The organism is Empedobacter sp. GD03865 (genome assembly GCF_029840775.1).
Lineage (GTDB): Bacteria > Bacteroidota > Bacteroidia > Flavobacteriales > Weeksellaceae > Empedobacter > Empedobacter falsenii_B.
In genome coordinates, this window is record NZ_JAOCDF010000018.1 from 1 (window position 1) to 23,113 (window position 23,113).

At 31.6% G+C, this 23,113-nt stretch carries 26 protein-coding genes and 2 tRNA genes; 12 read left to right on the forward strand and 16 right to left on the reverse strand.

Features of this window, described 5'->3' with window-relative positions:
* Nucleotides 1–289: 289 nt before the first annotated feature.
* The 7 genes from N5D46_RS08050 to mce all read right to left on the reverse strand — a co-directional run bounded on the left by N5D46_RS08050 (nt 290) and on the right by mce (nt 4,324).
* Nucleotides 290–363, reverse strand: a tRNA-Ile gene (locus N5D46_RS08050).
* A 709-nt stretch (nt 364–1,072) separates the two neighbouring features.
* Complete coding sequence (locus N5D46_RS08055) at nt 1,073–2,335, reverse strand: type II toxin-antitoxin system HipA family toxin (protein ID WP_125350088.1); 1,263 nt, start codon at nt 2,333–2,335, stop codon at nt 1,073–1,075.
* Between the two features lie 2 nt (nt 2,336–2,337).
* A complete protein-coding gene (locus N5D46_RS08060; RefSeq protein WP_125350089.1) occupies nt 2,338–2,604 on the reverse strand; it encodes a helix-turn-helix transcriptional regulator in 267 nt (88 codons plus the stop codon).
* Nucleotides 2,605–2,693: 89 nt separating this feature from the next.
* Nucleotides 2,694–3,095, reverse strand: coding sequence for a hypothetical protein (locus N5D46_RS08065; protein ID WP_185144183.1), 402 nt, complete (start codon nt 3,093–3,095; stop codon nt 2,694–2,696).
* Between the two features lie 135 nt (nt 3,096–3,230).
* Nucleotides 3,231–3,605: a hypothetical protein gene (locus tag N5D46_RS08070; protein WP_125350090.1), complete on the reverse strand. Its 375-nt coding sequence runs from the start codon at nt 3,603–3,605 to the stop codon at nt 3,231–3,233.
* A 170-nt stretch (nt 3,606–3,775) separates the two neighbouring features.
* Nucleotides 3,776–3,849 (reverse strand) — tRNA-Ile (locus tag N5D46_RS08075).
* 76 nt (nt 3,850–3,925) lie between these two features.
* Nucleotides 3,926–4,324: a methylmalonyl-CoA epimerase gene (mce, locus tag N5D46_RS08080; protein WP_219034454.1), complete on the reverse strand. Its 399-nt coding sequence runs from the start codon at nt 4,322–4,324 to the stop codon at nt 3,926–3,928.
* Nucleotides 4,325–4,402: 78 nt separating this feature from the next.
* Here mce and N5D46_RS08085 point away from each other — a divergent pair, with 78 nt between their 5' ends.
* Entirely contained in the window at nt 4,403–5,155 is a 753-nt protein-coding gene (locus N5D46_RS08085; protein WP_038337013.1) for a tetratricopeptide repeat protein, read from the forward strand.
* A gap of 115 nt (nt 5,156–5,270) precedes the next feature.
* Nucleotides 5,271–5,609 carry a hypothetical protein gene (locus N5D46_RS08090; protein WP_114999401.1) on the forward strand — a complete coding sequence of 113 codons (339 nt, stop codon included), beginning with the start codon at nt 5,271–5,273 and terminating at the stop codon, nt 5,607–5,609.
* Between the two features lie 48 nt (nt 5,610–5,657).
* On the opposite strand, the gene N5D46_RS08095 is transcribed toward N5D46_RS08090, so the two are convergent.
* The 5 genes from N5D46_RS08095 to N5D46_RS08115 all read right to left on the reverse strand — a co-directional run bounded on the left by N5D46_RS08095 (nt 5,658) and on the right by N5D46_RS08115 (nt 9,912).
* Nucleotides 5,658–6,038, reverse strand: coding sequence for a hypothetical protein (locus N5D46_RS08095; protein WP_280038239.1), 381 nt, complete (start codon nt 6,036–6,038; stop codon nt 5,658–5,660).
* Between the two features lie 250 nt (nt 6,039–6,288).
* Nucleotides 6,289–7,161, reverse strand: coding sequence for a hypothetical protein (locus N5D46_RS08100; RefSeq protein ID WP_114999398.1), 873 nt, complete (start codon nt 7,159–7,161; stop codon nt 6,289–6,291).
* A 78-nt stretch (nt 7,162–7,239) separates the two neighbouring features.
* Nucleotides 7,240–8,262: an AMP-binding protein gene (locus N5D46_RS08105; RefSeq protein WP_280049695.1), complete on the reverse strand. Its 1,023-nt coding sequence runs from the start codon at nt 8,260–8,262 to the stop codon at nt 7,240–7,242.
* A gap of 1 nt (nt 8,263) precedes the next feature.
* Nucleotides 8,264–8,875, reverse strand: a complete 612-nt coding sequence (locus N5D46_RS08110) for a DUF1684 domain-containing protein (protein WP_280049696.1) — start codon at nt 8,873–8,875, stop codon at nt 8,264–8,266.
* On the reverse strand, nt 8,872–9,912 hold the full coding sequence (locus tag N5D46_RS08115) for an o-succinylbenzoate synthase (RefSeq protein WP_280049697.1): 1,041 nt from the start codon (nt 9,910–9,912) through the stop codon (nt 8,872–8,874). The genes N5D46_RS08110 and N5D46_RS08115 overlap by 4 nt, the downstream gene beginning before the upstream one ends.
* Nucleotides 9,913–10,060: 148 nt before the next feature.
* On the opposite strand from N5D46_RS08115, the gene N5D46_RS08120 reads away from it, so the two are divergent.
* The 10 genes from N5D46_RS08120 (at nt 10,061) to N5D46_RS08165 (ending at nt 18,562) form a co-directional block, all read left to right on the forward strand.
* A complete protein-coding gene (locus tag N5D46_RS08120) occupies nt 10,061–10,513 on the forward strand; it encodes a hemerythrin domain-containing protein (RefSeq protein ID WP_280049698.1) in 453 nt (150 codons plus the stop codon).
* Nucleotides 10,514–10,617: 104 nt separating this feature from the next.
* On the forward strand, nt 10,618–11,058 hold the full coding sequence (locus N5D46_RS08125; RefSeq protein WP_280049699.1) for an Rrf2 family transcriptional regulator: 441 nt from the start codon (nt 10,618–10,620) through the stop codon (nt 11,056–11,058).
* A 56-nt stretch (nt 11,059–11,114) separates the two neighbouring features.
* Nucleotides 11,115–11,567 carry a hypothetical protein gene (locus N5D46_RS08130; protein ID WP_280049700.1) on the forward strand — a complete coding sequence of 151 codons (453 nt, stop codon included), beginning with the start codon at nt 11,115–11,117 and terminating at the stop codon, nt 11,565–11,567.
* Nucleotides 11,548–12,327 (forward strand): methyltransferase domain-containing protein, encoded by a 780-nt coding sequence (locus N5D46_RS08135; RefSeq protein WP_280049701.1) that lies wholly within the window; start codon nt 11,548–11,550, stop codon nt 12,325–12,327. Before N5D46_RS08130 ends, N5D46_RS08135 begins: the two co-directional genes overlap by 20 nt.
* Before the next feature lie 12 nt (nt 12,328–12,339).
* Complete coding sequence (gene nirK, locus N5D46_RS08140; RefSeq protein ID WP_280049702.1) at nt 12,340–13,374, forward strand: copper-containing nitrite reductase; 1,035 nt, start codon at nt 12,340–12,342, stop codon at nt 13,372–13,374.
* 20 nt (nt 13,375–13,394) lie between these two features.
* Nucleotides 13,395–14,210 (forward strand): formylglycine-generating enzyme family protein, encoded by an 816-nt coding sequence (locus tag N5D46_RS08145; protein ID WP_280049703.1) that lies wholly within the window; start codon nt 13,395–13,397, stop codon nt 14,208–14,210.
* An 18-nt stretch (nt 14,211–14,228) separates the two neighbouring features.
* Nucleotides 14,229–14,795, forward strand: coding sequence for an SCO family protein (locus tag N5D46_RS08150; protein ID WP_280049704.1), 567 nt, complete (start codon nt 14,229–14,231; stop codon nt 14,793–14,795).
* 20 nt (nt 14,796–14,815) lie between these two features.
* On the forward strand, nt 14,816–15,226 hold the full coding sequence (locus N5D46_RS08155) for a c-type cytochrome (protein WP_280049705.1): 411 nt from the start codon (nt 14,816–14,818) through the stop codon (nt 15,224–15,226).
* A 78-nt stretch (nt 15,227–15,304) separates the two neighbouring features.
* On the forward strand, nt 15,305–16,021 hold the full coding sequence (gene ric / locus N5D46_RS08160) for an iron-sulfur cluster repair di-iron protein (RefSeq protein ID WP_280049706.1): 717 nt from the start codon (nt 15,305–15,307) through the stop codon (nt 16,019–16,021).
* Between the two features lie 132 nt (nt 16,022–16,153).
* Nucleotides 16,154–18,562 (forward strand): outer membrane beta-barrel family protein, encoded by a 2,409-nt coding sequence (locus N5D46_RS08165; RefSeq protein WP_038337004.1) that lies wholly within the window; start codon nt 16,154–16,156, stop codon nt 18,560–18,562.
* A gap of 460 nt (nt 18,563–19,022) precedes the next feature.
* Here N5D46_RS08165 and N5D46_RS08170 read toward each other — a convergent pair whose 3' ends face one another.
* The 4 genes from N5D46_RS08170 to serC all read right to left on the reverse strand — a co-directional run bounded on the left by N5D46_RS08170 (nt 19,023) and on the right by serC (nt 23,075).
* The gene (locus N5D46_RS08170; RefSeq protein ID WP_280035881.1) at nt 19,023–19,682 is read right to left on the reverse strand and encodes a YggS family pyridoxal phosphate-dependent enzyme; all 660 of its coding nucleotides are present in this window, start codon (nt 19,680–19,682) and stop codon (nt 19,023–19,025) included.
* Nucleotides 19,683–19,685: 3 nt separating this feature from the next.
* The gene (locus N5D46_RS08175) at nt 19,686–20,933 is read right to left on the reverse strand and encodes a DUF1015 domain-containing protein (RefSeq protein ID WP_280049707.1); all 1,248 of its coding nucleotides are present in this window, start codon (nt 20,931–20,933) and stop codon (nt 19,686–19,688) included.
* A 33-nt stretch (nt 20,934–20,966) separates the two neighbouring features.
* Nucleotides 20,967–21,917, reverse strand: a complete 951-nt coding sequence (locus tag N5D46_RS08180; RefSeq protein WP_114999386.1) for a D-2-hydroxyacid dehydrogenase — start codon at nt 21,915–21,917, stop codon at nt 20,967–20,969.
* Between the two features lie 87 nt (nt 21,918–22,004).
* A complete protein-coding gene (gene serC, locus N5D46_RS08185) occupies nt 22,005–23,075 on the reverse strand; it encodes a 3-phosphoserine/phosphohydroxythreonine transaminase (RefSeq protein WP_038337000.1) in 1,071 nt (356 codons plus the stop codon).
* Nucleotides 23,076–23,113 lie beyond the last annotated feature (38 nt).

Sequence of the window (23,113 nt, forward strand, 5' to 3'; positions counted from 1 at the left end):
ACTCGTTTCAGAACCTCATACTTAGTCTTAGTCTCATTCACATCGTAAAATACATATATCTGAAACCTCAAAAACTACTAATCGGCTCATAATTCATACTTTTTTGAGCCAATTAATCAAAATAATCGGCTCATCGTTAAATGAAATAAAAAAATAAATTGGGATTACCTTATTGAAGAAAGTCTTTCAAGCTTACTAAAAAAAAACATAAAAACTTTATTTACAATAAATTATAAATAAAATTAAAAATTATAGACATAAAAAAAGCACCTTTAAAAAGGTGCTTTTGTGGTCCCAGTTGGGCTCGAACCAACGACTTGCTGATTATGAGTCAGCTACTCTAACCAACTGAGTTATAGGACCAAAAATAAAAAGAATAATACCTTTTATTTTGAATGCAAATATATAAAATCTAAAACATAAAAAACAAGTTAAAAATAAAAGAATTTTAATGTTTTTCACAACAAATTCAATTACAATATAATAGTGTTGTATTTTTATTATAATATTTATAATCCTTAATTTGATTAAAATGAAATAAATTATGGTTTATTAACATTATACTTTATTAAACATAATTGACCTATCGAAAAATATGTTCTCTTTCCATTCTGATAACAGCAAATCTGAATTAATGATTCTTCATTTTTATTGAGTTTATTCTTTCAATTATAAACCAACAAAATCTGTATTTGACTCATAATTATACGTTTTAAAAGTCAAATCTATTTTATAAGAATGATGATTTTCTTATTTAGAATTGGGCTAAAAAAAATGGTGTGAAATAGTGAATTTAAAATGTATTATTGATATTAATAAACTTTTTGCTGACGATTTACATATATTTCTGATCTAAAATCTAAAGAAAATATCGATTTATTCACTTACAATTTTGAGTTTAATCAATTATAAAAATTGACCGCTTTGAATATTTATATTTAACGACAAAATGCACCTTACAGAAGGATTTTTAGAATTAATTTATTTAAAACGGTAATTATTAAAAATCAACCAATTTAACCTAAAAATAATTGACATAACATAATGATTATTTTTAGCAGAAGTTTTTTGATTAAAACTTTAAAAACTCAGATTCAATTTTATCAATTACTTTTTCAGGAATATCTTGTTCTTTAGATAGAATTCTGAATTGATTTGTAGAGTTTATAACTTCATCAATAATTCCGTTAGCGTCTTTAATTGTAAATAATTCAGCTATTTTCATTAAATCATCTCGATTAATCTCAGTCCTTTTTCCATTAATAGACATCGCTCTTGAAATTCTTAGGTAGTTTTTTAAAGCGTCTAATGGATAAGTTAAATCATAGGCGGGAGCTAAATTCCAACGATCTTTATCAGCATCATAAATGAATGAGAAATTCTTTAAATGGTCATCGATATTGAAAAAGACAAGATTAAAAACCAGTCGTTTAAACAATTGCTGAATGTTTTTGTGCGAAAGTTTTAAATCAAAAGCAAGTTTAAAAAGATTTTCATAAGTTGAGTTTTCAGGCTTTTTAAAATCCCATCCTGTCATTCCAGATGCAGTTAAAATATGCTGTTTTTTTCCATTTTGACGATCAAATCTTGATGTTGCAAAATGTTTATCATCAATCAACTTAGAAGGCATCATTTCAATTCCTATAGAAGTTGCAATTTGATAATAGATGTACTCTATTTTTTCTTTTGAATAGCCTTGATCTTCGTCTACAGAAAGTTTAATTAAATAATGATTGTATTTGTCTGATGTTTCTAAATCACCAGGAATTAGACGTCCTGTTTTTTTATGTTCTGAAACTAAAATTTTAGGGCGTGCGCCACCCGCTGAAGTTCCAATTTTAAAGATGTTCAGTAAAGCGATATCACTTAATCCTTTTTCTTCTGTTGAAGTTTTTAAATCGAGCACTTTCTTTACTACTTCCGTTATTTCTTCTACATCAATACTCTGATTTGATTTAATTTCTTTCGCAGGTGAAAATTCTAAAGCTCCCATTCCTCTTTTCCCAACATATGTTAGTTGTTCTAAAGGAGTAATAGCATTCATTTCTTTTTGAGTTGCTTCTAACCATTCTTTAAAGACAATATTACCGAAAAAATCAGGTAAAGAATCAGCAATCATAGGAGGTAAACCACGAAATGTTTCTCCCTCAAATTCAGAAAATACTTGTACGTTAGGCGTTCTGCGGATAACGTAAGGAAATATCTTTTTGTAGTTATTACTTTCCAAAAAATCAGGATTGTATTGGAATGATGATTTTCTTTGGTTTTCGTCGTAACCTATTTTACCGATTTCAATTTCTTGAAAATTTATCGAAATGATTTGATTCTTTGCCATAGTTAATACATGGATTGATTATTTTCTAAACTTTCAATTTTATCAGAAATAAATTGATTGATCGATTTCATTTCATCAAAATACTGTAACACTTTCAAAAGAGTTTCTAGTGTAGGATTATCTCCATTTTCAAGTTTAGCAATTGTTAAGCGAGAAAGAGCTAGTTCATCAGCTAATTCTTGTTGTGTTAAATTTTCTGCTTTGCGCATTTTTTTACACCACTCACCAATTGTGTTTTTTACATCTTTTATTGTCGTGAAATCTAACATATAATGTATATTATAATAATCAAATATACTAAAATATAAACTTAATATATATTTTAGTAAACATTATTTACTAAATGGTAAACTTAATTTTATAACTCTATCATCAACTCTTTTATAAAACCATTATCTTTTTCATCAATATATTCATGAGGATTACAGATAATTTCAGTATCACCAATCTTGTATCTGCAAGGTGTATGAATATGTCCATGAATCCAATACATTGGTTGATATTCTATAATAAAATCTTCTAAATTTGAAGCATAAGCAGACGTAACAGGATCAGAAATATACTCTTTTGGAACTGATTTTATACTCGGTGCATGATGTGTAATAACAATGTTTTTCAGACCAATTGAATCTTTTAGACTTTGCTCAAGCCATGCAATAGACTTATTATGAATTTGATAAACATCAATGGTTCTCATTTTTGAATAAGACGGATCACGTTTAATATATTTGTAATCATTCATTTGACTTTGACAAATCATCCCATATTTCATTGGATCTCCAAAAATTGAAAAATCAGTCCATAATGTACATCCATGAAAACGAATCCCTTCGATATCAATAAAATCATTTTCTAAAACTGTAATATTAGTACCTAATGTAGTGTGTAATCTTCCCTAAAAAACGGAACGTTTAAAAATAAATGTATTATCAATATCATTAGTTTTCCAAGGCTTAAAATCAATTCTATTAGCAGTAGATAAATTATCAACTCCTTTTTCAAATTGAAAACTTTTAATATTAGAATTAAAATTTCTATAAAAAAAGAATGTAAAATAATATATAGATGGTATAATTAAAATAAAAGAGAATATTACTAAAGTTAAAATTACTAATGGAGAAAGATTTGGTTGAGTAAGTATTAAAGATGATATTATTAAAGGAAAATATAACAACATTAAGAAACGTTGAATATTATTTTTGGACAATATTCTTATTCTATATAAATCTTCTGCTACAGTAAAATATTTATCAATTATTCCTAAGATCATTTTAGATTAGTTTTGAATTATTTTTATAAATATACTAAAAATGCAATCAAATGAAAATTATAACTATCTTTGAATCAGATAATTTGTTGTACAAATGTTGTACTTATAGATTAAAATGAAGTCAAAAAAAAGACGCTTACACAACTGTAAACGTCTGATTTTCAATAAAGTGGTCCCACTTGGGCTCGAACCAAGGACTTGCTGATTATGAGTCAGCTACTCTAACCAACTGAGTTATAGGACCAGAGAATTAAGCAATAAAAAGGAAGCTATCACCTAATTCGTTTGCAATATTAAAGCTATTTTTTTGAACTTCAAAATTATTTTACATCTTCGCAAAGCTCTACCAATACGCCATTTGTTGTTTTAGGATGCAAAAAAACAATACGTTTATTATCTGCTCCCAATTTTGGTGTTTCGTTAATAAAAGTAAACCCTTGATTTTTAAGACGCTCTATTTCGAGTTCGATATCATCTACTCCAAAAGCAATATGGTGAATTCCTTCGCGATTTTTTTCTAAATATTTTTCAATAGCACTATCATTTTTTTCAGAACCGACCAATTCGATCTTCGATTCGCCTACTTCAAAAAAAGAGGTTCTCACACCTTCCGACTCCACTGCTTCTTCTTTGTACGGTGCTTTTCCCAATAATTTTTCAAATAATTCGTTCGATAATCCCAAATCTTTTACGGCAATCCCTAAATGTTCTATTTTCATGTGTGTTGTTTTGCGTAAAGATAAACTTTTCTAAAATTTTTTATTTAAAATTTAAAGAGTTTGTTGTAATATTGAACTATGAGTTTTTATGAAGATGGGAGTCAATATCTCCGCAAAGGTCAGTATAGAAAAGCGATTGATTATTTTACATTATCGATTAAGCGTCAAATAGAAGTGGCAAATTCATATTTCGGTCGTGGATTGAGCCAATATTACATGAAACAAAATACAGATGCAATCAAGGATTTTGATAAAGCAATTGAATTAGATGATAAAAATCCAAACTTCTATTTCTACAGAGGAATGGCAAATTTTAATCAATATAATCCAACAAAAGCAGCTGAGAATTTTGATAAAGTGATCGAGATTGATCCGGCAAGTTTTGTAGCTTATCATCAAAAAGGTTATGTATTGATGAATTTGAACAAATACGATGAGGCGATCGAATGTTTCAATAAAGCTTTAGAAATTAATCCAGATTACGAATCATGTTACCACAATCGTGCATTTTGCTACGATCAATTACAACAATTGGATAAAGCAATCGAAGATTATTCGAAAGTAATCGAAATGAAACCACATTTCTTGTCGTATTACAACAGAGGAAATACTTATTTTGTTTTGAATGATTTAGAAAATGCATTGAACGATTTTAATCAATCAATCGAGTTAAATCCAAATCATTTCTTATCATACTACAACAAAGGCGCAATCCTAGAAAAATTTGAGAAACAAGCCGAAGCTGTAGAGGAATACAAAAAAGCATTGCAGTTGAATCCTGAATTTTATTTAGCTGCCGAAAGATTAGCACAATTAGAAAATCAACAATAAAACATAGAAATCGTTTCGAATTGGAACGATTTTTTTTTATGTCTTTTTATTTCTTATCGTAAATCAATGTTAGACCATGCGTTATGTTGTTACTTTGCCTTAAAATTAATCTAATATGCAAGTACAAATCGCCGTTTATGGTAAAAACAAAGAAATTGTAGACACGTTAGAACGCGTGATTAACAAAAATGAAAACTGGAAAGCATTTTGTACCTGCTCACAAGAAGAATTGAAAGGATACGTATCAACAAACAACGTCCAAATAATATTATACAGTAGTGGAATTGGTGCTTCGGAGGTAGAGAAAATGGAGGAATGGATAAGCACTTATTTCCCTACTATAAAGCAAATCCATCATTATGGTGGAGGAAGTGGTTTGTTGAAGTGCGAAATTGATGGTGCTTTGACTGGAATAAAACCTATTAGCAAAGCAAAAATCAATGTTATTCTTTAGCCTTTTAAGAGAAAAGAGCTTTTCAGTTGTAGATGAAAAGCTCTTTTTTTACATATCTTTTATAATCCAATAGTCTCGGGAAATCCCAACATCATTGCGATTAACTTCTATTTCGTCGCAAAAATCTAAAAATAATTCGTCCAAAGTTTTATCAATTTTTGGTGTAGAACCGAACAATTTCGTTAGAATGGGATTGGTTTCGTGCTCCAATAACTTCCCTGTAAACTGCTGAATGTTATTTTCTTTAATTCCAATAAATGTACTTGGCGCAAAAACCATCACCTCGTCCGCATCAATCACCAAAAATGTTTTTGATTTTTTGATTAACTGAATCGATTTCTTTTTTTCTTCATCCGTTCCAACTTCTAGACTTTCCAAAAACAACTCGACGTTATCAAAAACTTCTTCCTTATCTTGAACAAATTCCATCTTATAAATTTTAGCAAAATTAAAGTTTTTTTTCTGATTGTCCACTTTTATTCACGTTACCTATTTATCATTTCAATAGAAAAGTCTTCATCTATTTATGCAAAACTGAAATAAACTCAACTTGACATTATTGTCATTCTAAACCTGTCGAAGAATCTCAGATTATTCTAAACTACTTCAGTCATCTTCAACTCGATTCAAGATCACAACAAAAATATTTCCTTGAGAAAAATGTAGTTGAGTAAAAAAACTAATCTTCTTTCAATAGAATTTCGACTTCTAAATATTCGTGGTAATTTTTGACAAAATCATGGTCAAAATCAATGTCTTCTAAGCGCATTTGAATCCCTTTTTTATCAACATCAATATAATCTAAAATCGTTTGAACATTATAAATTTCAAGATTATGAAACGTCGGATACAACGTAATTTGCTTCAAGGTAAGTGCCATTATAAAGCAATTGATTCCATTAAAATTAACCCCGATATCAGCGAAATTCTTATAAAAAGCAATCAAATTTGTTTTGAGCTGAAGATTATAATTAAAACTTCTCAACTTGAAATTTTTTAAGACCAATCGATTTGTCGTTTTCAAGACAATTTCTTCTGTGATCTGAAGATTTTTACTCAATAATTCTAAAACTTGTTTATCCTCAACCAATTGATACAAAATATTCAAATATCGTTTAGCTTCATCAAATTCAAACAATTCCAAACTCACTAAAATTGATAAGAAAAGAAATCGTTGATTGGTAGGATACACAATTTCTATTTCTTTCAAATACTTTTGTGCTTCCTCAAATTTCAATTTATGAATATAATATTCGGCAATGTAGAAATTCGCCGCATACAAGTAATAATCTTCCTTTTTTGCTTCTAAAAGATACAAAATCGACTCTTCGTTGAAGTTTAAATTGCGCTGAACAACTCCTTTCAGAAAAAGTGCTTTTTTATCTTTTGGATATTCGTGTAGCAACTGATTTAATAAATCTTGTGCCTTAATTAATTGCTGAATCGGATTGTGAATAAACGAAAAACTTTTCCAAATGGGATATTGATTCTCATCCATCTCGTCGTCAAGAATCAAGAAAAAAATATCATTAAAAAGTTTATTGTAATCCACAGTATAAGTTTTTTAGTAGTGCTAAAATTAAGCTATTTTTAGGTAAAATACACGAACAAAATAAAAAATAGGTCGGTTCTAAAACTGTTGTCTTTTTACTTTTCCACTTTCAGTTCGTGGAAATTGATCGATAAAAACAATTTCTTTCGGTTGTTGGTATTTAGTTAAATCTGCGGAAGAAAAATCCAAGCTCCTCTCCTCTCCTTCCACAACTAAAATTAATTTCTGGCCTAATAATTCATCCGTTTTTGAAGTGATATAAAAATCAGAATTAATGAACGATTTCAGCTTATTTTCTATTTGTTCAGGAAATAATTTTATTCCACCCGAATTAATCACATTATCCGCTCTTCCAATCCAGTTAAATTTACGTTGATCGATGATTTCAACCACATCATTCGTTACAACTTGCAAACCGTCATAAGGCGTATCAATCACCAAACAACCGCGTTCATCTTGCGAAATATTTACCTCATCAAACGCTTCAAAAAATTGTTCTGCATTAGGATATTTTTGATTTGCAACTTGTTTAAACGCAATATGCGTAATCGTCTCCGTCATCGCATACGTTTCATAGACTTCGTTCTCAAAAGCAAACAATTCTTGTTTCACTTTCACCGAAAGAGGCGCTCCTCCTATGATTAACTTCTGACATCTTGAAACAAAATCTAACGAATTTTCGACTTGCATAGGCGTTAACGCAACAAAATCAATCGAGGTAAAATTTTGCGAAATTCCACGATTAATTTCATCCAAAGAAATATGCGAAGTTGGTTGCATACAAATCAATTTCAATCCGATTTCTACTGCACGAACCAACATCAATTTTCCAGCAATATAAGTAACAGGCATCACCAATAAAGCCGAATTTCCTTTCTCTAAATGCAAATATTTTCCCGTCATATTCGCACTTTTTCGCATATTTTTTTTGGTTAAAATAATCTCTTTCGGAGTTCCAGTAGACCCCGAAGTATGCGCAATCATCACCTCAGAATCAGAAAACCATTCAACCAAAAAATCTTTTACGGATTGTTCAAATTCGTTGGTAACTTCAATAGCGTTGACATCAAAATTAGGTTGAGAAAAATCTAAATACAACATTCTATTTATGATAACTTACACCTGCATTAATTTCGATATCCAACACATTATTCGCTGGCGGAATGGGACAATTGTAATGTTTGCTATATGCACAATATGGATTATACACTTGATTAAAATCCAACGTAATTTCATTGGCTGTTGTACCTAAATCCTTTGTACTCAAATCCAAATAACGTCCACCTCCATAAGACGTCACGCCGTTTGTTTCGTCCATAAAAGGTAAAAACAAACTGTCTGCATATTTCTCCATAATTGGTGAAGATTGATAAACCGTCAGCGTTTGTTCAACATTATCCAACATGAACGTTACCGTTCCGTATTCTTTGTAATTTTTGATTTTTTTCGCAGAAGTAGGAAACGGAATCACCTTTCCATCTTTGATTGGCGTAAATTTCGCTTTCACTATATATTTTTCGCTGATCGGAAAAAATGTAATTCCTTTGAAATTCGTTTTTTCTTCGTCTACCAATGGCGTCGTTTTAGGATCAGTATAAAAAGTAGCCAATTCGGTTTGATATTTTTGGATCGCAGCTAAATCAATTGTTTTTTTTGTCGTTTGACAACTCATTAAAACGATTGTTGCAAAAAATGCGATAATTATTTTATTCATGCTAATTTGTTTCGAAATAAATATTCTCCTCTTAATTCTAATCGACTTGGAAAATTGTTTGTAAACAAACCTCCTGTTCCCAATCCTTGTGGCATTTCTGGGTATAAAATCGCCGTCCATTGTGCAATAGCATTTAAACCGATATTGCTTTCCAAAGCAGACGTTATCCAAAACGGAATTTCGTATGTATCTGCCGCATTAATCCATTCCAACGAACCTCTGATTCCACCAACCAAACTTGGTTTTAGAATAATATATTGCGGTTTGATTTTTTCTAACAATTCGAATTTATCCTCTTGATGAACAATTCCAATTAATTCTTCGTCCAACGCAATTGGTGTCGGTGTTGTAGCACACAATTCCGTCATCAAATCGATTTGTCCAGTTTTGATAGGTTGTTCAATCGAATGTATTTTTAATTCTGCCAATTGTTGTAAGACCACTTTTGCTTCTTCAAACGTAAAACCTCCATTCGCATCTACTCTTAATTCTAATTGATCCGCAGAAAAGTCTTGTCTTAATTGTTGAATAATCTTATGCTCATTTTCCCAATCAACACCAATCTTCAATTTGATACAGTTGAAACCAATCGCTAATTTTTCTTTGATTTGTTCGCGCATAAAATCAATCGAACCCATCCAAATTAAACCATTAGTTTGAATACCTTTATCACCTGTCGAAAAAGCTGATTCATACAAATCAGGATTCAATTTATCTGTATAATTTTCGTTGTAACGATTCGCAAACATACTCTGAAAAGCCTGCTCTACTCCAAACTGAATCGAAGGCCATTCGCGCAATTCACGCCACAATTCATCAACTCCTAAGTCAATATTGTCACAAACCCATTGCAATTTTTCTTCATAATCAGGGCGGTCATCAAAACTCAACCCTTTAAACAATCCACATTCACCAACATATTCTTTTCCATCTTCTTCTAATGTAAAAAGATACGTCAATTTCTCTGTCAAAACGCCGCGCGAAGTACCGCTTGGATTTTTGAATTTCAAAATATAAGGTTCAAAACTTGCTTTCATTCCTCAAAATTAATCAATGTTCAAGAATTTCTCAAATGAAACAGAAGTTCTTTTTAAATTAAACTTTTTCATATAAACTTAACTCATTCAGTGTTTTATTCGAAATATTTTGTAATTTTAATTAATTATTTAACCATAATCAATTACTATGAAACGAAATCAACATATTGTTCTTTTGTCAAAAGATCATCATTTTGGTTTACTGTGCAGTTGGAAAATACAACAAGGTTTAAATAAAAACATTGAACCAGAACGCATGGCAACTTATGTCGATTACTTTTGGAAAAGTCATCTAAAAGAACATTTCAAAGAAGAAGAACAAATTATCTTTCCTTTTTCGGACGAACAACACAATACACAAATTAAGGCAGAACATATCGAAATCGAACGTTTAATTGAATTAATTGCCAAACAACCTGACACAAATTTATTAAGTGATTTTGCAACAAAACTTCATGATCATATCCGATTTGAAGAACGTGCATGGTTTCCATTTTTGGACGAATATATCAATGAAGACGATTTTGCTGCTATTGGATTAAAATTAGAGGAATCACATCAAAAAGTTGAAGACGATTACAACGACGAGTTCTGGAAATAAACCTTCCTTTTAAAACATGATATAAATTATAGTTTTAATAAAACACTTTTTACTCTTTTATTAAATATATAGCGTATATTTGTAGTGTAAAAAAAGATTAAGGAATGTTATCAAAAACTTGTGAATACGCAATTAGGGCGTTGACTTTTATAGCTCAACAAACAAAAGACGGCAACAAGATCAGCATCAAGGATGTTGCAAAAGGAATTGATTCGCCTGAATATTTTATTGCGAAAATTTTACAAGAAATGACCAGAAAAGATTTATTGCAATCGACAAAAGGACCAACAGGCGGTTTTCATTTAAATGAAACCAATTTGAATAATTCATTGGCGAATATTGTAAAAGAATTTGACGGAGATAAAATTTTTAACGGTTGTGCATTAGGTTTAAAACAATGCTCGGAAACAAGTCCTTGTCCATTACACGATCAATTTAAAGGAATAAGAAACAATTTAAAACAATTATTAGAATCGACAACTATTCGAGATTTAGTTGAAAAATTGGAAACAAAAAATGTTTTTTTAAGACTGAATTTTGAATAAAAAAATTTAATTTTAAATCGGATAAATAAGTCTTTTATAAATTTAAAACCGAACTAATGAAAATAAAACATCCTTTTATATTTGCGCTTCTTTTCTTATGGATAGGAATTTTTATCAGCATAAGTTTTATTGAAACGCCTTTAAAATTTCAAGTCACTGGAATGACTTTACCGATTGCATTAGAATTAGGAAAAATCACATTTGGAATTTCAACAATTATTCAATTTGTACTTTTAGGAATTATCCTTCTCCTATTTTTTATCAACCGAAAAGAAATCAACTATCCAATGAAAATTTGTGTCATTATTCTAACGATTATTTTATGTCTTGAAAAATTTTGGATGTTACCTGTTTTGGATGCTCGAGCAGACATTTTAATGACAGGAAAAGGCTTACCTCCTACTCCTTTACACGACTATTTCATTTATGCAGAAAGTTTAAAATTGCTAATGTTAATTGTCTTTTGTGTCACATTAATTACAAAAAAAAATGAGCAAAGATTCTATTGAAAAAATGTCAGGACATTGGGTTTTGGCTAAAGTCGGAAAAAAAGTATTACGCCCTGGAGGGAAACAAATGACCGATAAAATGATCAAATTATTGGATATTAATTCAACGGATCATGTGGTAGAATTTGCGCCAGGATTAGGTTATACAGCAAATATTACACTTCAAAAAAATCCGAAAACCTATATAGGTATTGATTTAGAAGAAGCTATTGTAAAAGACTTAAATCTTAAATTCGGAAATGAGAAAACAACGTTCAAATTAGCTAACGCAGCTCAGACGGAATTGGACAATGAAAGTCAGACAAAAGTTTATGGAGAAGCTATGTTGACAATGCATGCTGATCACCGAAAAAGTGAAATCATACAAGAAGCCTTTCGTATTTTAAAAAATCAAGGCATCTATGCCATTCATGAGTTAGCATTAAAACCAGATCTGATTTCAGAAGAAATCAAAAAAGAGATTCAACGAGAATTGGCTGAAACCATGAAAGTAAATGCACGACCATTAACCATAGAAGAATGGAAAAATAGGTTAATAAATGAAGGATTTGAAATTATCACAATAGAAACTGCAGAAATGCACTTACTAGAACCGTCTCGATTAATCGACGATGAAGGATTTAATGGTTTCATGACTATTGTCAAAAAAATTGCAACTCAACCTGAAATTAGAGAGCGTGTAATTAAAATGAAAAAAATATTTAAAAAATACGAAGAGCATCTTTGCGCTACAGTAATTATGGCTAAAAAAACAACTTAACAGATCAAGCACATGAAAAAATTTGTAATCCCTTTTGCAATGGTTTGTTTAGCTTTCGGAATGACAGCTTGTAAACAAACAACAAAATCTACTCAAACTACTGACACTGAAACAATCGCTATTTCGAATGAGGCAGCTGAAGAAGCAAAATTAACTTCTCCACCATTAGTTCCTGAACCAATCGGAGATAGAGCGGCTAAAAAATTAATTGTCCGTTTAGAAACAATCGAAAAAACAGGAGAATTAGCAGATGGTACGCAATATAATTTTTGGACTTTCGGAGGTACAGTTCCTGGTAGTTTTATTCGAGCACGAATTGGGGATGAGATTGAATTTCACCTAAAAAATAATGAAAACAGTGTATTTCCACACAATATTGACCTTCACGCAGTGAATGGTCCTGGAGGTGGAGCTGAAGCATCATTTGTTGCACCAGGTAAAGAAGCTGTATTCAATTTTAAAGCATTAAATCCTGGTTTATATGTTTACCACTGTGCTACTGCTCCAGTTGGAATGCATATCGCAAACGGGATGTATGGTTTAATCCTTATCGAACCAGAAGGTGGTTTACCAAAAGTTGACAAAGAATTCTACATTATGCAAGGAGATTTCTATGTAAAAGGAAACTTTGGCGACAAAGGAATGCAAGAATTTGACATGAATAAAGCTATTGCTGAAACACCTGATTATGTTGTATTCAACGGAAATACTGGAGGATTATTAGGCGACAATGAATTGCAAGCTAATGTTGGCGAAACCGTTCGTTTCTTTGTTGGAAATGGAGGTCCTAACTTAACTTCATCTTTCCACTTAATTGGAGAAATTTTCGATCGCGTATATCCTGAAGGTGGAAGTTTAGTAAACGAAAATGTTCAAACAACACTTATTCCTGCTGGTGGAGCTGCTATTGTAGAGTTCAAAGCTACTGTTCCAGGTGAATATGTAATTGTGGATCATGCTATTTTCAGAGCATTTAATAAAGGTGCTTTAGGAAAAATAAAAGTCAATGGAAATGACAATCCAAAAGTATTTAAGTCAAATAAATAATTAATCTCAGTTCAATTAATATGTACCGTTTAATCGTTATATTAACCGTATTTATTTCACTTTTATCTTGTTCTAAAACGACAACAACAGAACAAAAAAATGAAACCACCACTTTAGCTTTTATCCAAGATGATAAAAAAATGGTGAAAGTTGATGGTGGTTTCTATAAACCGTTTGTTGGAAATCAAGATAGTTTAGTTGAAGTGCAATCGTTTTATATCGATGAAACGGCTGTCACAAATCGCGAGTATATCAAATTTCTAAAGGCAAATCCGCAATGGACAAAAGACCAAGTAAAACGAATTTATGCCGATAGTACTTATTTGAAACATTGGACATCCAATTATGAGATTCCAAAAGGAGTAAGCTTAGATGCGCCTGTCACAAATGTTTCGTGGTTTGCTGCAAAAGCTTATGCCAAAAGTGTAGGAAAACGTTTACCAACAATCGATGAATGGGAATATACTGCACGTGCAGACGAACAAATGAAAGACGCAACAGAAGATCCGGCTTTTACCCAACGTATTCTTCAATTGTATCAAAACAAAATGAGTTATACGAAACCTGTCAAACAGTTTTCACCAAATGCTTGGGGTGTTTATGACCTTTATGGTTTAATTTGGGAATGGACAGATGATTTTAATTCGGTTATGCTTTCTGGTGAATCTAGAAAAGACAATACCGTAAATGAAACGCTTTTTTGTGCTGGTGCTTCGGTTACCTCATCAGATTTGAAAAATTATGCTGCCTTTATTCGTTTCGCTTTAAGAGGTAGTATTGAAGCTAATTACACGGTCAACAATTTAGGATTCCGTTGTGCAAAAGATATTAATTAACCTATAAAATAGAATAAGATGAAAAAAATTCTATTCCTTATGCTTCCACTAATTGTGTTGTTTTCTTGTCAATCAAAAACGGAAACAACCGTAACTGATTCTGAATCGATTTTCAATTTGCAATCCGAATGGCAAACACAAAATGGAAATGAAATCAAATTGGAAGAATTAAAAGGAAAAGTTTTGACTGTAGTGATGATTTATACTTCATGCAAAACGGCTTGTCCGCGATTGACATTGGACATGAAAGACATCGCAACAAAAGTCAATTACAAAGGAAAAGACTTGACTTATGTTTTGGTTTCTATTGATCCTAAAACAGATACACCAGAAAAAATGACCGATTTTCTAAAAAATAATAAAATAGATAATAAACAATGGTTATTTTTGAGAAGCTCTGAAGATAATACACGTGAATTTGCAAATAGCTTGGCAATGAAATACAAACAAATTTCTCCAATCGATTTCTCTCATTCAAACATTATCAGCGTTTTTTCGAAAGAAGGTATTTTAGTTCACCAAAAAGAAGGCTTAGCTATTGACATTGATGAAACGGTGGATGCTATAAAAAAACAACTAAATTAAGAACAATAAAAAATTACGAAATGAAAAAATTAACTTTTATGATGGCCGCTCTTGTTGCGGTGTCGTTCTATTCTTGCAACAAAGCAGAAGACAAAAAATCGACAGATAGCGAAATTGATTATTCAACTGTTGATGTTGGAAAACCAGCTGAAGCACCTCAAGCAGCAGAATTAACAAGTGCTGAAAAAGGAAAAAACTTAGTTGAAAAAGCAGACTGTTTATCTTGTCACACAGTTGACACAAAATTGATTGGACCATCTTATCAAGATGTTGCAGCAAAATATACAGAAGCTGATCGTGATATGTTGGCATCAAAAATTATTGAAGGAGGAAAAGGAAATTGGGGCGATATTCCAATGACACCTCACTCTACAGTAACAAAAGATGAAGCTGGTCAAATGATCGATTATGTTTTATCATTGAAAAAATAATCCCTATAACTCCCCGACATAGGTTGGGGAGTTTTTCAAAAAAATTTAAATTAATAAAGGATATAAAAGTATTTTATTATGAACACTAGAACAGACTTAATAGGAGAAATGGTTGCAGAAGATTTTAGAACTGCTGCAGTTTTCAAAAAATATGGAATTGATTTTTGTTGCCGTGGAGGAAGAACAATCGAAGATGCGTGTAAAGACAAAACTGTCGATGCCGAAACGATTTACAACGAATTAGAAAATATTCCAAATCAATCGAATAATAACATCGATTTCAAATCTTGGCCATTGGATTTATTGGTAGAATATGTGGAAAAAACTCACCATGCTTATGTGGAAGAAAAAATACCTGTTTTACTCGCTTTCTTAGACAAATTATGCAAAGTTCATGGTGAAAGACATCCAGTACTTTATGAAATAAACGCTTTATTTAATCAAACAGCTCAAGATTTGAGTGCTCATTTAAAAAAAGAAGAATTAATTCTTTTTCCATTTATCAAAAAAATGACTCATGCAAAGAAAAGAGGAATAGAATTAGAAGTTCCTCATTTTGGTACAGTTGAAAATCCAGTTCACATGATGGAACATGAACATACCGCAGAAGGTGATCGTTTTGCAAGGATTGCAGAACTTACCAATCATTACACTCCACCAGCAGATGCGTGTAACACTTATCGCGTGACCTATGCAATGTTAGAAGAATTCGAGAATGATTTGCATACTCATATTCACATCGAAAACAACATTCTATTTCCAAAATCTATTCAATTAGAAAAAGAACTTAAATAAGTTTATTCACTCCCAATAATCCCCTTATTGGGAGTTTTTGATTCTTTAATTCATTATTATTTAAGATATTTTCACTTATAGTTTTGTAACTTTTTGATGATTGATGCGTCTTATTTGTAAACAACCCTATAAATGAAAAAATATTTTCTTCCAATTATTTGTATTGCATCTGTTCATACTTTTGCTCAACAAGAAATAAAAGGAACTTTTCAATATACCAATCAAGCTCCAATAGCGTTAGCAGATGTAATCATTTTTCAAGGCGAAAAAATTATAGATGAAATTTCTACTGACAAAAATGGGCACTTTACGGTTATTTTAGAAGAAGGAACTTATACGTATAGAATTGAAGAAGCTGGAATTTTACTTCATTCATCCTCTCTCACGATTATGAATCATACGGATTTAGGAATTATTTTAGTTCCTAAAACTGAAAATGTAACGTTAACGGAAGCCGTTGTAACAGGACAAAAAAAATTAGTTGAAAAGAAAGTAGACCGATTAATTTTCAATGTCGATCAAGCAGAAGGTGCAAAAGGTGGAAATGCCTTAGATGCATTGAAACTTGCGCCACGTATCAAGGTGGAAGAAGCGACAGATGCTATTTCGATTATAGGAAAAGGTTCAGTAAGCGTCATGATTAATGACCGATTAATGCAAATGAGCAGTGAACAATTGTCAAATTATCTAAAAACCATTCGAACAGAAGATATTGAAAAAATTGAAGTCATTACAAATCCTCCAGCCAAATACGATGCGACAGGAAACAGTGGAATCATCAATATTGTATTGAAAAATGCAAAACAAGAAAGTTTGAATGGTTCTATTTCGACTTCATACAACCAGCAAAAATACGGTGGATTCAATTTGAACGGGAATATCAATTACCGCAAAGGAAAATGGACATTAACCTCTAATATTTATAGTGGTAAAGGAAATTGGTATGGTAAAAGTAAAAACACAACTTTATATCCAGATCAAAAATGGACTTCGGACGGAATTAATAAAAATGAGAACAATTATTATGGTGGTCGAATTGGTATTGATTATCAAATCAATGACAACTTAATTACAGGTTTCAATTTAGATATTTCAGATGGTAAAGGAGAAAGTAAAGGAAATTCAGTCATTGATATTTTCGATTTAGTGAACAACAAAACAAATCGTTATATGACGACGAATTGGGATGGTGGAAAATGGAATTGGAATTATTTGGGATTAAATTACCATATCATCAAAAAATTCAAAACGGAAGGTAAAAAGTTAACATTCGATTTTGACTATTCGAATAACGGAAACGATAGCAATAACAAAAATATCAGTAACGAATTTGATCCTAATTGGGCAGAAATCCCTGGTAAATACGAAAATAATTACAGCTTAAATGACGGCTCTTCAAACCGATTCAATGCAAGTATCGATATGGAGCATCCTGTTAATTCGTGGAAAATGAATTATGGAACGCGTTTACGTTGGGCAACAGATGAAGCGGAAAATCAACGATTTTTAAAACTTAATCCGAATGATAATTTCCATGAAGATACCGATTTTGCAAGCAAATACAATTACAAAGAGAATGTCTACGCATTGTATTATTCGGTAGAAAAACAATTGAGTGAAAAGCTGACAGGAAAAGTTGGGTTACGCTATGAGCATGCACAAGTGAAAAGCATTATGGAAGATCCGAAAAATAATTACGAAAAAACTTATGACGGCTTATATCCTACCGCTTATTTGATGTATCAATCATCGGAAAATCATTCGTTTACATTAAACTATAGTCGTCGTGTAGATCGTCCATTTATTTGGTATTTAAATCCAAGAAGAACGAAACAAAATGAGTATAATTATTCAGAAGGAAATCCAAATTTGACGCCTTCTAATTCGAATAATTTCGAGTTAGAGCATGCGTATAAAGATTTATTGGTAACAAGTTTGTATTACCGCAATGCGAATGATCTTTTTGAACAAGTAAGCATCATGGATCCTGATACCAAGATTACACTTTCTAAGCCTTATAATATTGGAAAAACATATAGTATTGGTTTAAGTGAAAACATCAACGTAAAACCTTATAAATGGTGGAAAGTAAATGCTTCGGCAGATGTTTTCTATCGTAAAACAACCAGTAAAATTCCTGAAATGAATTATACATTAGACGGAATGAATGGGGAATTTAGAATTACAAATAATTTAGATTTAAATAAAAAGAAAACACTTTTTGCTAATTACACTTATTCATATTATACAAAAAGTACAGATGGATTAGACAAATTTGGAGATTTTATGCGTCATAACATTGGTATGAGAGCAATGGTATTTAAAAAGAAATTACAACTTTCGGCAAATATCTCTAACCTTTTCGAAAATAAAAATGGAACTTACACAAGTACGTCTAACAACGTAACAAATATGGGAGTTAATCAAGCTTTCAGAATGTATCGTATTGGAATTAGTTACAATTTCGGAAAACAATTTAATATAGAACGCTCAAAATCTAACCAAGAACAAAGCGGCGGAGGCGGTGGAGGAAATGGTTAAAATTTATTCCTGAATGAATAGAACCTGAACAAATCTGTTCAGGTTTTATTTTTTTATAATGATTATTGATCCAATTCTATCAATAGTTTTTTTAATTTGGATATACTTGTAATATATCTTGATATAAAGATATATTTAAAACCAATAAGAAAATTATTCAAACAGAAAATATACCAATTGCAAATGGACACTACTCACAATGTATAGAATAATGGAATTCTATTTCTAGTCAATTACCAATAGATTGCGAAACCAAAAAAATTCTGTTAACAATTTTAGAGCAAACTAACTTAGTTTTTAAAAATATCGAAACGATATTACATGAAGCTAATAGCGATAAAAACCATGTATTTCTGGTGGAAATGTCAATTTAAACACTTTACCTTTTTAGAAATTGTTGTATAAATAATAAACCCCTAAAACATAAATTTCAGGGGTTTTGTATTGCAATAATATTCTGTTAAATCGAATAATTACGATGTCCAAAGATCGAACTCCCAATGCGAACCATTGTACTGCCTTCTTCTATCGCGATTTGATAATCTCCTGACATTCCCATTGATAAAATAGAAATGTTTTGATAAATAGATTTCAATGAATCAAAGTTAGATTTTAAAGAACGGAATTCTTCATGAATCTGACTTTCATCTTCCGTAAACGTTGCCATTCCCATCAATCCAACTACGCGAACATTTGGTAAATGCTGAATTTCTTCTTGCATTATCTGTTGAATTTCTTCTTCATCCAAGCCAAATTTTGTTTCTTCATCTGCTATAAATTGTTGCAACAACACATCAATTACGCGATTATTTTTTTCGGCTTGTTTGTGAATTTCTTTCAACAATTTTAAACTATCAACACCATGTATCAAATGCACAAAAGGCGCCATATACTTCACTTTGTTGGTTTGCACATGACCAATCATATGCCAACGTATATCCTTTGGAAGAACTTCGTATTTATCGCACATTTCTTGAATCTTGTTTTCACCAAAATCTCGCATTCCAGCCGCATAAGCTTCTTGCAAATCCTCCACAGGTTTTGTCTTAGAAACCGCTACCAATATCACATGAGCAGGAATTGTAGCTTCGATTGTTTTTAAATTTTCTTGAATACTCATTTTTTATTCTTTCAAATCAAATACAGCAAAACCGCTTAATGGTTTTGGTTCGATATATGTACTTTTTGGTGGCATTTTAAGCCCTAAATCCGCAATCAATTGCAAATCCTTCACATCCACTGGATAAAAAGCAAAAGCTGCAATATAATCGTGATGATCAACTTTATTTTTAAGCGCTTCTACTCCTTCTCTATTGCGCGTACCACATTCGTAATGAATGCGTTTATCCTTTTTAGAATCTTGAATATTTAGAATTGGTTTCATCACATTTTCTTCGAAAATATAAGTATCCAATTCGCTTAAACCTTCTGTCATTAATACATTATTTTTGACATATAAACTATAATATTGACCATCTAAATACATCACAATATGATGTTTTTTGGTTGGCACAACTAATTCATCACCTTTCGGAATAATTTCAAAATCAGCTTCTAAAGCAGTTAAAAACACTTCTGGAGTTAAGCCGTTTAAATCTTTAATTAATCGATTATAATCATTGATAATCAAATCTTCATTCGAAACTAAAAGTGCTAACGTATAATTAAACGCTTCATCACCATAGACTTCATCTTTCGAATTTTCAATCGCAAATTTTGTGTATCGCTCCGAACTTTCCATACGATGATGTCCATCTGCAATATACAATTCGTCTAATTTTTCGATTGAATCTTTTAATTGTTTTAAATTTAAACGATTATCAACTCTCCACAACAAATGTTGCGTTCCGTTTTCTTCTTCTATTTTCAGAATCGGCTTGCGTTTCATTTCCGTATCAATCAACAAATCTACACGTTGAGCAGGTTTATAGGTCAACAAAACAGGTTCCGCATGGAAATGAGATTCTTTCAAATAATCAGCAAATAATTCCACACGACGCTCCAAAGTTTCTTCGTGCTTTTTTATTTTATTTTGACGATAATCATCAATATTCACCAAGCCTAAAAGTCCTTTTGTTTCGCGTCCATCAGGCTGTATGACTTGATAAATATAAAAAGACGACTTGTCTTGCGTTAATATTTTTTTCGAAATAAAATCCTCAAAATTCTCACGAACTTTTCTGAATTTCTCTTTCGGATCTTGAATCGTTTCGTCCCAAGTTGGCAAAATAATATGCAAAAAAGAGTGTTCTCTGTTATTGATATAATAATCCAATTCTTCTTTCGAATATTGATTAACGGCAAGCGTCACAAATTCTTGAGAAGTTTCTTCTGTAGGTCGAATTCCTTTGAATGGTTTAAATTGAGGCATTTTGAATAGTTTTAGATAGAATGAAACTCAAAATTATTTTCCGTAAATCTCAACGATTTGCGAAGCTAATTCAGTTCCAATTCTGTCCTGCGCTTCATTCGTAGAACCTGCAATATGAGGAGATAATGACAAAGATTCGTTCATCAACAAGCCCATTTCTGGTGTTGGCTCATTCTCAAAAACATCTAAGGCTGCTCCAGCAACTTTTCCGTCTTCAATTGCATCAACCAAAGCACGCTCGTCAACTACTCCACCACGAGCCGTATTAATTACAATCACGCCATCTTTCATTTTTGCAAATTCTTTTTCACCCAAAATATATCCATCTTGTGCTGGAACATGCAGCGAAATGAAATCTGCTTTTGTAATGACTTCATCAAAATCAACAGAAGTGATGGTAAACGTTAATTTTTGACCATCAAAAAATTCTAATTCAATGTCACGTGTTGCTGGGAATTTATCATACACTAAAATATTCATTCCTAAACCAATCGCTTCACGAATCACTTCTACACCGATACGGCCAAAACCGATTACACCCATTGTTTTTCCTCTCAATTCGATTGCTTTTGCGTAAGCTTTTTTCAATCCATTGAAGTTAGAATCTCCTTCTAAAGGCATATTACGATTGGCTTGGTGTAAATTACGAACGATAGAAAACAAATGCGCAATTACAAATTCTGCTACAGATTGAGAAGAAGATGCTGGCGTATTAATCACCTGAATTCCTTTTTCGCGTGCATAAGCAACATCGATATTGTCCATACCAACTCCTCCACGACCGATAATTTTAAGATTTGTCGCATCAATCAAAGGTTGACGAACTTTAGTCGCAGAACGCACTAAAAGTACTTCAACTCCATTTTCGTTGATATAATTTTCTAATTGTTCTTGTGCTACGTGAGCAGTTATTACTTCGAAACCTTTTGCTTCTAAAGCTTCTATTCCTGCCTTAGAAATTCCATCGTTTGCTAATATTTTCATGTTATTATTATAGAATTAAGATGTGAGATTTTAGATGTTAGATAATATATTTCTCAATACTAATATCTAGCATCTAATTTCTGCTGATTAACCAAATTTTTGTTCAAATTGTTTCATTACTTCTACCAAAACTTGAACAGATTCTAATGGTAAAGCATTGTACATAGACGCACGGTATCCACCAACATCACGGTGACCAGCCAAAGAAACAACTCCAGCTTCTTTTAACATTGCATCAAAATCAGCTTTGAAATCTTCGTTATTTAAGACAAAAGTGGCATTCATTTGAGAACGATCTTCTGTTGCAGCAGTTCCTGTAAATAATCCGTTACGATCAATTTCAGCATACATTGCATCTGCTTTTGCAGTATTAATTTTTGCAATCGCTTCTACTCCACCTTGCTCTTTTAACCATTGTAAATTTAACATGACACCGTAAATTGCAATTACTGGCCACGTATTAAACGATGATTCTTTTTTGATATGTGTTTCGTAGTTTAAATAATCGGGAATATTACGTCCCGTTTTACCTAATAAATCTTTTTGAACGATTGCAACAGCAGAACCTGCAGGTCCCATATTTTTTTGGGCTCCAGCATAGATTACACCAAATTTAGAAACATCAATTGTGCGAGATAAAATATCCGAAGACATATCACAAACTATTGGAACTGGAGAATTTGGAAACTCTTTCATTTGTGTTCCAAAAATGGTATTATTTGATGTGCAGTGGAAATAATCAACATCTGAAGGAACAGTATATCCTTTTGGAATATAACTATAATTTTGATCTTTTGAAGAAGCAATAACTTCGATTTCTCCGAAACGCTTCGCTTCTTTGATAGCATTTTCTGCCCATTTTCCTGTTTGTGTATAAGCTGCTTTTCCGCCTTCTTTCAATAAATTGTAAGCTACAGTAGGAAATTGCAATGAAGCTCCACCTTGCATAAAAACTACGTCATGTGTTTCTGGAACATTCATCAATTCTTTTACCAACGCTCTTGCTGTATCAATTACTTCTACCGCATCTTTGCGACGGTGAGAAATTTCTAAGATTGATGTTCCTGAATTGTTGAAATCTAAACAAGCTTGAGCCATTTTGTCAAAAACAACTTGTGGTAAAATGCATGGTCCTGCACTAAAATTGTGAATTTTCATAATTAAAATTGTTGTGTGTTTGTGTGTTTAATTTGTAA

What these genes read in the sequence shown, in the direction of transcription:
- N5D46_RS08055 (WP_125350088.1), bottom strand. Translation starts at nt 2,335, where the DNA reads ATGGCAAAGAATCAAATCATTTCGATAAATTTTCAAGAAATTGAAATC.
- N5D46_RS08060 (WP_125350089.1), bottom strand. Translation starts at nt 2,604, where the DNA reads ATGTTAGATTTCACGACAATAAAAGATGTAAAAAACACAATTGGTGAG.
- N5D46_RS08065 (WP_185144183.1), bottom strand. Translation starts at nt 3,095, where the DNA reads ATGATTTGTCAAAGTCAAATGAATGATTACAAATATATTAAACGTGAT.
- N5D46_RS08070 (WP_125350090.1), bottom strand. Translation starts at nt 3,605, where the DNA reads ATGATCTTAGGAATAATTGATAAATATTTTACTGTAGCAGAAGATTTA.
- mce (WP_219034454.1), bottom strand. Translation starts at nt 4,324, where the DNA reads ATGAAAATAGAACATTTAGGGATTGCCGTAAAAGATTTGGGATTATCG.
- N5D46_RS08085 (WP_038337013.1), top strand. Translation starts at nt 4,403, where the DNA reads ATGAGTTTTTATGAAGATGGGAGTCAATATCTCCGCAAAGGTCAGTAT.
- N5D46_RS08090 (WP_114999401.1), top strand. Translation starts at nt 5,271, where the DNA reads ATGCAAGTACAAATCGCCGTTTATGGTAAAAACAAAGAAATTGTAGAC.
- N5D46_RS08095 (WP_280038239.1), bottom strand. Translation starts at nt 6,038, where the DNA reads ATGGAATTTGTTCAAGATAAGGAAGAAGTTTTTGATAACGTCGAGTTG.
- N5D46_RS08105 (WP_280049695.1), bottom strand. Translation starts at nt 8,262, where the DNA reads ATGTTGTATTTAGATTTTTCTCAACCTAATTTTGATGTCAACGCTATT.
- N5D46_RS08110 (WP_280049696.1), bottom strand. Translation starts at nt 8,875, where the DNA reads ATGAATAAAATAATTATCGCATTTTTTGCAACAATCGTTTTAATGAGT.
- N5D46_RS08115 (WP_280049697.1), bottom strand. Translation starts at nt 9,912, where the DNA reads ATGAAAGCAAGTTTTGAACCTTATATTTTGAAATTCAAAAATCCAAGC.
- N5D46_RS08120 (WP_280049698.1), top strand. Translation starts at nt 10,061, where the DNA reads ATGAAACGAAATCAACATATTGTTCTTTTGTCAAAAGATCATCATTTT.
- N5D46_RS08125 (WP_280049699.1), top strand. Translation starts at nt 10,618, where the DNA reads ATGTTATCAAAAACTTGTGAATACGCAATTAGGGCGTTGACTTTTATA.
- N5D46_RS08130 (WP_280049700.1), top strand. Translation starts at nt 11,115, where the DNA reads ATGAAAATAAAACATCCTTTTATATTTGCGCTTCTTTTCTTATGGATA.
- N5D46_RS08135 (WP_280049701.1), top strand. Translation starts at nt 11,548, where the DNA reads ATGAGCAAAGATTCTATTGAAAAAATGTCAGGACATTGGGTTTTGGCT.
- nirK (WP_280049702.1), top strand. Translation starts at nt 12,340, where the DNA reads ATGAAAAAATTTGTAATCCCTTTTGCAATGGTTTGTTTAGCTTTCGGA.
- N5D46_RS08145 (WP_280049703.1), top strand. Translation starts at nt 13,395, where the DNA reads ATGTACCGTTTAATCGTTATATTAACCGTATTTATTTCACTTTTATCT.
- N5D46_RS08150 (WP_280049704.1), top strand. Translation starts at nt 14,229, where the DNA reads ATGAAAAAAATTCTATTCCTTATGCTTCCACTAATTGTGTTGTTTTCT.
- N5D46_RS08155 (WP_280049705.1), top strand. Translation starts at nt 14,816, where the DNA reads ATGAAAAAATTAACTTTTATGATGGCCGCTCTTGTTGCGGTGTCGTTC.
- ric (WP_280049706.1), top strand. Translation starts at nt 15,305, where the DNA reads ATGAACACTAGAACAGACTTAATAGGAGAAATGGTTGCAGAAGATTTT.
- N5D46_RS08165 (WP_038337004.1), top strand. Translation starts at nt 16,154, where the DNA reads ATGAAAAAATATTTTCTTCCAATTATTTGTATTGCATCTGTTCATACT.
- N5D46_RS08170 (WP_280035881.1), bottom strand. Translation starts at nt 19,682, where the DNA reads ATGAGTATTCAAGAAAATTTAAAAACAATCGAAGCTACAATTCCTGCT.
- N5D46_RS08175 (WP_280049707.1), bottom strand. Translation starts at nt 20,933, where the DNA reads ATGCCTCAATTTAAACCATTCAAAGGAATTCGACCTACAGAAGAAACT.
- N5D46_RS08180 (WP_114999386.1), bottom strand. Translation starts at nt 21,917, where the DNA reads ATGAAAATATTAGCAAACGATGGAATTTCTAAGGCAGGAATAGAAGCT.
- serC (WP_038337000.1), bottom strand. Translation starts at nt 23,075, where the DNA reads ATGAAAATTCACAATTTTAGTGCAGGACCATGCATTTTACCACAAGTT.